Source organism: Frankia sp. CcWB2 (genome assembly GCF_977927585.1).
In genome coordinates, this window is sequence record NZ_CDWRCM010000139.1 from 4,094 (window position 1) to 11,969 (window position 7,876).

Annotated in this window: 4 protein-coding genes and 2 pseudogenes; all 6 read left to right on the plus strand. The window is 74.0% G+C overall.

What is annotated here, in order from left to right; translation table 11 throughout:
* Window positions 1–772 (plus strand): annotated as a pseudogene (locus tag ACY45C_RS14790) (hypothetical protein); the annotation flags it as partial.
* Entirely contained in the window at window positions 748–2,955 is a 2,208-nt protein-coding gene (locus ACY45C_RS14795; protein WP_462188183.1) for a beta-hydroxydecanoyl-ACP dehydratase, read from the plus strand. The pseudogene ACY45C_RS14790 and the gene ACY45C_RS14795, both read left to right, overlap by 25 nt.
* A complete protein-coding gene (locus ACY45C_RS14800; protein WP_462188184.1) occupies window positions 2,949–4,610 on the plus strand; it encodes a PfaD family polyunsaturated fatty acid/polyketide biosynthesis protein in 1,662 nt (553 codons plus the stop codon). The genes ACY45C_RS14795 and ACY45C_RS14800 overlap by 7 nt, the downstream gene beginning before the upstream one ends.
* A gap of 65 nt (window positions 4,611–4,675) precedes the next feature.
* Window positions 4,676–6,489, plus strand: a pseudogene (gene accA / locus ACY45C_RS14805) (acetyl-CoA carboxylase carboxyl transferase subunit alpha).
* Window positions 6,486–7,178 (plus strand): acetyl-CoA carboxylase biotin carboxyl carrier protein, encoded by a 693-nt coding sequence (locus tag ACY45C_RS14810; protein ID WP_462188185.1) that lies wholly within the window; start codon window positions 6,486–6,488, stop codon window positions 7,176–7,178. The pseudogene accA and the gene ACY45C_RS14810 overlap by 4 nt, the downstream one beginning before the upstream one ends.
* The coding region (locus tag ACY45C_RS14815) for a biotin carboxylase N-terminal domain-containing protein (RefSeq protein ID WP_462188186.1) at window positions 7,178–7,876 on the plus strand (699 nt) is incomplete at its 3' end. The genes ACY45C_RS14810 and ACY45C_RS14815, both read left to right, overlap by 1 nt.

A 7,876-nucleotide genomic window follows, 5' to 3' on the forward strand; every position in this document is an offset into this window, starting at 1 on the left:
GGACGGGCTGGGCTTCGACGGCGAGCCGACCGACGCCGCCGTCTGGGCGGCGATGCAGGCCGGCCCGGAGTTCGAAGCGCGGCCCAGCGGCACCCACCGCCATGACGACGCCGACAGGGGCGAGGAGGACAACGCCGACGGGGGCAGGGAGATCACGGCCGCCACCCGCGGCGCGGGCGTCCTGAGCGGCGTGGGGCGCACGGGTGCTGTGGGTGCTACTGCTGTGGGTGCTACGGGCGTCACGGACAGCGCGCTCGGGGAGGGCCCGGCCGTCCCGGCCGCCGTCCCGGCTGTCGATGACGCCACGGCCACCCTGCGTCGGCTGCGGGCCTCGGTGGTCGCGGCCCACGCCTCGGCGATGCGCACGCAGGCCGCCCTGGCCGACCGGGCGCTGGCCGAGATGGCCGCCATCGCACCGCCCGGCGGTCGGACCCCGGCCGCCGTGGGTGATCGTGGCCGGGGTGGACCGGGGTGGGGCACCCCGGCGGTGGACCGGCCGGCCTTCCACGATGCTGGGGTTCCCGGGCACGCGGGTGCATCGGCGCCCGGCGCTCCGCCGCGGCCCGCTCCCGCGATCGCCCCCGTCGAGATCATGGCGCCTGCCGAGCTGGCGGTGGATGTCACCGTCGTGGCCCGGGACGCCGCGGCGATCGACGGTTGGGTGTCGCTGCCCGCCGTGGTCCGCCAGGCCCTGGACGAGGTGTTGCGCGGGTCGGCGCACCTGGCACCCCGGGGAGGGGGCACTGGGTGCTGGCCCGGGCGGCTCTGGTGACCAGCGGACCGCTGCCCCGGGTCGGGGACGAGCTGCGTATTCAGGCCTCCACCCGCATCGGGGCCCCGGGCGGGTTCGACCCGGCCACGGCGGAGGTCACGCTCGCGCTGCGGGTCACCCGCGGCCCCGACGTGCTCCTGGAGGTCCTCGGCGGGGTGTTCCGGTGGCTCGAGCTGGACGGCGCGAGCCATGGTGGTTTCGCCGGGATTGCCGGGTTCGCCGGCATCGAAGCGCCGGGGAACCCGCCCGGTTCCGCCGCCCTGGAGCCGGTGGGCGCCCCCGGCTCCCGGGGCGCGCGCGGCTGGACGGAGGACGCGTTCAAACTGCCCACCCGCACCACCCGCACCACCCTCGACGCCGGTGACCTGGACCGGCTGGCGCGCGGTGACGTTGCCGGCGTCTTCGGCGCCCGCTACGACCAGCGGGGGGTGAACCCGTCGGTGCGGCTCGCCCCCGGCGGCCCGCTGGTCGCCGTGTCGGAGTTCGCGCCGCGGGGCGGCGCAGCCGGCCGGGGCCAGCTACGGGCCTCGGTGAGCCAGCTGACCGGCGGCGTGGCGGACCGAGATGGGCAGCCCGGTCTGACCCACCTGGCCATCGCGGCGCTCACCGCCTCCTGGCAGGCGGTGAGCGTGTTCGCGATGGCCGCCGGTCTGCACCTGGTGATCGCGGATGCGCACCTCGACGTCGCGCTGCCCGACGAGCGGCTGGAACTCCCCGACGGGCTCGGCCGGCTGTCGATCGAGATCCACGCGCCCGGCCACGGCGCCGGGCCGGCCGCCGAGGCCGGTCTGGAGCTCGTGCTGACCGTCACCGACATCGATCTGGTGCCGCGGCCCTGGCTGCGCGGTGACGTCGAGCTGCGGGACGCCCACGGGCCGGTCGCCACGATCCGCGGGATCGCCCTGGCCGTGCGGGAACGTCCGGGCACCCCTGTGGGCCCGGCGCACGGCGGCGTCCTGCCGGCCTTCCTCGGCCGCGTGGGCGCGACCGGAGAGTCGGCGCTGCTCGGTGAGCTGCAGATGTTCCACGCGGCGCGCGGCGACCTCGCCATCGCGCTCGGTCCCGAGTTCGCCTCCGCCGCGGGCCGGACGGTCTGCCGGCTGCCCGGCGGCGGCCTGCGGCTGGTGGACCGGGTCATGCGGGTGGACGGCGCGCGAGGTCAGCTCAGCGGCGGCGCGTCGATGATCACCGAGTACGACTCGCCGGCGGACTCCTGGTACTACACCGACAGCCCCAGCCCGACGATGCCGAACATCGTGCACATGGAGACGTCGCTCCAGTTGGCGCTCCTGCTGGGCTACTACCTGGGTGCGACCCTGACCGACCCGGCCAACGACTACGTCCTGCGCAACCTCGACGGCACGGCGACCGTCCGGCGCGAGGTGGACCTGGCCGGACGCACCATCCGGCAGCGCTCGACCCTGCTGTCCACGACCGTGCTCAGCGGCGCGATCCTGCAGAACTTCCAGTACGAGCTGTTCCTCGTGCCGGGCGACGGATCCGGACCGCACGGGTCCGGCGGTGACGGCGGTGACGGCGGTGACGGCGAGCCGTTCTACGTCGGTGAGTGGTTGTTCGGCTTCTTCACGCAGCGGACGCTGGCGAACCAGAACGGTCTCGATCAGGGCGCGTTCGTGCCGACCTGGCTGGAACGCACCAGCCCGGCGCCGGCGGACCGGCGGACTATCGACGTGGCCGCCCGGCGGGCCGCGAACGCGCCGCTGTGCGCCCAGGGCGCCATGGCCCTGCTCGACCAGATCACGGTGGTGGACGGCGGCGGCGACTTCGGCCGCGGCTACCTGCACGCCGTCCGCCCCACGAGCCCGGGCGACTGGTTCTTCGCGCGGCACTTCTGGCTCGACCCGGTGATGCCCGGCTCGCTGGGCGTCGAGGCCGTCATCCAGGCGCTGCAGGAGTGGATGGTCCAGGATGGCCTGACCGACGACCTCGTCGAGCCGACCTTCGTGGTGCCGGCCGGACTGCCGATGAGCTGGCGCTACCGCGGCCAGATCCGCTCGGAGGACGGGGAGATGACGCTGGAGGTCCATATCAAGGACGTCCGCCGCGACGGTGCCCGGGCACGGGTCGTCGCGGACGCCAGCGTCTGGAAACCCGGCATGCGTATCTACGGACTGACCGACATCGCCGCCGAAGTGCGCGGTAGAGGAGCGCAATCATGGTGACGACGACAACGATGGTCCGTGGCGCGCCGACGACGCTGCGCCCTGGATCGGGCGGGCCGCGGCTCGCGCGTTCCGCCCAGGAGATCCACGACCTGCTTGCCCGGCTGGACGCGCCCTGCGTCGTGGTGAGCGAACAGGGCGGCGCGATCGCGGCCACCGACGACCCGGCGAGCCTGCGCGCGGCGGGGGCGACGGTGCTGGCTGTGGCGCCGCCGGCCCGGCCCGAGCGGCTGGGAGCCACGTCCTTCCTGACCGACCACGGGGTGCGTCAGCCCTACATGACCGGCGCGATGGCGAACGGCATCGCCTCGCCGGAGCTGGTCGTGGCGATGGCACGGGCGGGCTTCCTCGCCACGTACGGGGCGGCCGGCGTGCTGCCCGACCGGATCGACGACGCGCTCGGGCGGATCCGCCGCGAGCTCGGCCCGGCGCCCTTCGCCTGCAATCTGATCCACAGCCCGAACGAGCTGGAGCTGGAACGGGCCATCCTGGCCGCCTGCCTGCGCCACGGGGTGACCTGCGTGGAGGCGTCCGCGTTCCTCGAGCTGACCCCGCAGATCGTCGCCTACCGGGCCGCGGGGCTGCGGCCGGGCGGCACTGGCGGCGTACACGTCGGGCACCGGGTGGTGGCCAAGGTCTCCCGCGCGGAGGTGGCCGAGCTCTTCCTGCGTCCCGCCCCGGACGCGCTGCTGCGCCCGCTGGTGGCGGACGGCACCCTGACCGCCGAGCAGGCCGCGCTTGCCCGCACGGTGCCGATGGCCGACGACATCACGGTCGAGGCGGACTCCGGCGGCCACACCGACCGCCGGTCGCTCCCGGTCCTGCTTCCCGAGATCATCGCGGTGCGCGACCGGATCGCCGCCGAGCTCGGCTACCGCCGCCCGCCGAGAGCGGGAGCCGCGGGTGGCATCGGTACGCCGTCGGCGGTGTTCGCCGCGTTCGCGCTCGGCGCCGCCTACGTCGTCACCGGTTCGGTGAACCAGGCGTGCGTCGAGTCCGGTCAGTCGGCGGCGGCGCGGGCGCTGCTGGCGAAGGCGGGCCCGAACGACATCGACATGGCACCGGCCTCCGACATGTTCGAGATCGGCGCCGAGGTGCAGGTCCTGCGCCGCGGCACGATGTTCGCCGGGCGAGGCCGCCGGCTGTACGACCTCTACCGCGCCCACGACTCCCTCGACGACCTTTCGGCGGAGGATCGGGACTGGCTGGAGCGTTCGGTCCTGCGCCGGTCCGTGGACGAGATCTGGGCCGATACCGTCGACTACTTCAGCCGACGCGACCCGGAGCAGATCGAACGCGCGCAGGCCAGCCCGAAGAGACGGATGGCGCTGGTGTTCCGCTGGTATCTCGGGCTGTCCTCGGGCTGGGCGATCTCCGCCGCGCCCGACCGGATCACCGACTACCAGATCTGGTGCGGCCCGTCCCTGGGCGCCTTCAACACCTGGGCGGCCGGCAGCTACCTGGCGGACGTCGACCAGCGCAGCGCGGTGGACGTCGCGGGTGAGCTGATGCTCGGCGCCGCCTACACCGGGCGGGCCGCGGCGCTGCGGTTCGCCGGGGTGCGGCTGCCGGCGCGGGCGGCCGCCTACCGACCGCCGGCCACGCGCGAGAGCTCGCCGGCGCACCGGTACGTCCTGACGGCGGGTGCCCGGTGACCGCGCCCACGACCACGACCGGGGCCACGACCGGGGCCACTGCGGGCACGCCGGCGCCCGTGCCCGTGCCAGCCGTCGAGGCGGAGTCGACCGCGGACCGCCTCGCCTGGCATCTGTGCGGGGGATGCCGGACCCTTCTCTATGGCAAGCGGTTCCTCGCAGCCAACCGGGTCTGCCCGGAGTGCGGCTGGCATGCGCCGCTGACGGCCCCGAGCCGGCTCGCCCAGTTGCTGGACCCGGGATGGTCCGAGCTGGCGACGCCCGTGCCCGCGGATCCCGATCCGCTGCGCTTCACCGATTCGGCCCCCTATCCGGACCGGGTGCGCCAGGCCCGCGAGCGGACCGGACTGGCCGAGGCGGTCGTCTGCGCGCGGGGACGCATCGACGGCGCCGAGGTGATCGTCGCGGCGATGGACTTCCGTTTCCTGGGCGGCAGCCTGGGATCGGCCGTCGGCGAGGCCATCACCCGGGCGGGCGAGGTGGCGTTGGCCGAGCGCACACCGCTGGTGATCGTGACCGCCTCCGGCGGTGCCCGCATGCAGGAAGGCCTGCTGTCGCTGATGCAGATGGCCAAGACGAGCCAGATGCTCGGCCGGCTCGACGAGGCGGGCGTGCTCACCGTGGCACTGATCAGCGACCCGACGTTCGGGGGGTGGCAGCCTCCTTCGCCACTCTGTGTGACGTCATCGTCGCCGAGCCGGGTGCTCGCCTCGGGTTCGCCGGTCCCCGGGTGATCGAGCAGACGATCCGCCAGAAGCTGCCGCCCGGCTTCCAGATGGCGGAGTTCCTGCTGGACCACGGCATCGTGGACATGATCGTTCCCCGTGGCGACCTGCGGGCCGCGCTGTCCCGGCTCCTGCGCGTCGCCACCGGCGTTCATGAGGTGGCCGAGGGTGCCGCGGCCGAGGGAGCCGCGGCTGGGGGCATCGCGGCCGGGGGCGGCCCGTCCGACGGGCACGACGGAGCCGAGCGGGTGATCACCGAGGTGCTCCACCTGCCCGTCCGTCATCCCTGGGACGCCGTGCGGCAGGCCAGGGCACTCGGGCGCCCGAGCACCCTCGACCTGATCTCGCTTCTGCTGGACGACTTCAACGAGCTGCACGGCGACCGGGCCTCCGCCGACTGCCCGGCGATGGTCGCCGGTCTCGGCCGGTTGAGCGGAGTCGGGCTGGCCGTGATCGGCACCCAGAAGGGGCACACGGTCGCCGAGCTCAGCGAGCGGAACTTCGGCATGCCCAGTCCCGCCGGGTACCGCAAGGCGGCGCGGGTCATGCGGCTGGCGGCCAAGCTCGGCCTGCCGGTGGTCACCTTCATCGACACCGCCGGCGCCCATCCCGGCGTCGAGGCGGAGGAACGGGGACAGTCGGTCGCGATTGCCGAGAACCTGCGCCTGATGGGGGCGCTGCCCGTTCCGGTCGTCGCCGTCGTCACCGGCGAGGGCGGCAGCGGCGGGGCGCTGGCGCTCGCGGTCGCCGACCGGGTGCTGATGTGCGCGAACGCGGTGTATTCAGTGATCAGCCCGGAGGGATGTGCGTCGATCCTCTGGAAGGACGCGACCGCCGCGCCGAAGGCGGCCGAGGCACTGCGCGTGGACGCGCGCCAGCTGCTGGAGCTCGGGATTGTCGACGGGGTCGTACCCGAGCCTGACGGCGGTGCCGCGGCCGATCCCGTCCACGCCGCGGCGCTCGTCGGTGCCGCGCTGCGCGCGACGCTGGCGACGCTGGGATTGGTCGGCCCGGAGGAGCTCGTGTATCGGCGGTGGCTGCGCTTCCGTCGCTTCGGCGCGGTGGCGGGTGAGCCGGCCGGCGCGTCACCCCCGGAACGCCCGGGCAACTCCGAACACCCGGGACACGCCGAACACAGGGAGCAGAGCTCATGAGCACGACTGTGGCAGCGCGCCGCTCCGGCGCCGTCTCCTCCAACGGAAACCGGGCGGTCGACGATCCGGGCACGGCGCCGGGATGGTCGACCGCCGCGCCCGGCCCGCTGTCCGCCATCGACGCGGCGGACGTCGACACCATCCTGGCCGCGGTGCAGCACCACGCCCTTGCCCTGTACGCGAACGCGGTGCGGCCGCCGTCGCACCTGCGGGTGACCGCCGGCGACATCGTGGTGGAGCTAGCCTGGACCGACCTGGCCGAGCTCGGTGACGACCGGCGCGGGCCCGTCCAGGCGACGGCGCCGCCGCGTCGTCATCCGGTTCCCGCGCCTCGCTCCGTTCCTGGTGGTGCTGTTTCCGGTGGTGCCGTTCCCGGCGAGGTCGCGCTGGTCGAGGAGCGGTCGGCGGACTCGCCGACCGCCGGTGGTGATGCTGGCCTGAGCTACGTCACCGCGCCGAGCGTCGGGGTCTTCTACTACTACGCTCCCGAACCCGGTGCGCGGCCGTTCGTCCGGGTCGGGGACACCGTGAAGGCCGGGCAGCAGGTCGCGATCCTCGAGGTGATGAAGCTGATGATCCCCATCGAGGCGGACACGGCCGGCCAGATCGTCGAGGTGTGCCAGCCCGACGCGACGTCGGTCGAGTACGGCGAACGGCTGATCGCTATCGATCCGGACGCCCGCGGCTGATGGTCACCACCGTCCTGATCGCCAACCGGGGCGAGATTGCTCTGCGGGTCCTCCGCACCTGCCGGGAGCTCGGCCTGCGCACCGTCGCCGTCTACTCGGCCGACGACCGCGGCAGCATGGTGACCCGGCTCGCCGACCGGGCCGTCCAGATCGGTCCGGGCCCCGCCGGCCGTAGCTACCTCAACATCCCGACGATCATCGAGGCCGCCCGGCTCGCCGGTGCGGACGCCATCCATCCTGGATACGGATTCCTTTCCGAGAACGCGGACTTCGCGGAGGTCTGCGAGTCCGAGGGCATCACCTTCGTCGGACCGCCCGCGTCGGTCATGGAGAAGCTCGGGGACAAGGCCGTCGCCCGCTCGCTGATGGTTGCCGCGGGCCTTCCGCTGCTGCCCGGAAGCCATACCGCGATCGACCACGCGGACGAGGCAGAGGTGTTCGCCGACAGGATCGGCTATCCCGTGATCATCAAGGCCGCTGCCGGCGGCGGCGGTCGGGGGATGCGCGTCGTCGAGCAGCCCGAGGAGTTCCTTCGCGCCTACACCGAGACCCGGGCGGGTGCGCAGGCCGTCTTCGGCGACGGGCGGGTGTACGTCGAGCGGTACCTGCCTTCGGCTCGGCACGTGGAGATCCAGGGGCTCTGCGACCAGTACGGCAACGGCGTGTACCTGGGGGCCCGGGACTGCTCGGTGCAGCGG

Excerpts from the sequence above, each read along its gene's own strand:
- ACY45C_RS14810 (WP_462188185.1), top strand. The coding sequence starts at position 6,486 with ATGAGCACGACTGTGGCAGCGCGCCGCTCCGGCGCCGTCTCCTCCAAC.
- ACY45C_RS14800 (WP_462188184.1), top strand. The coding sequence starts at position 2,949 with ATGGTGACGACGACAACGATGGTCCGTGGCGCGCCGACGACGCTGCGC.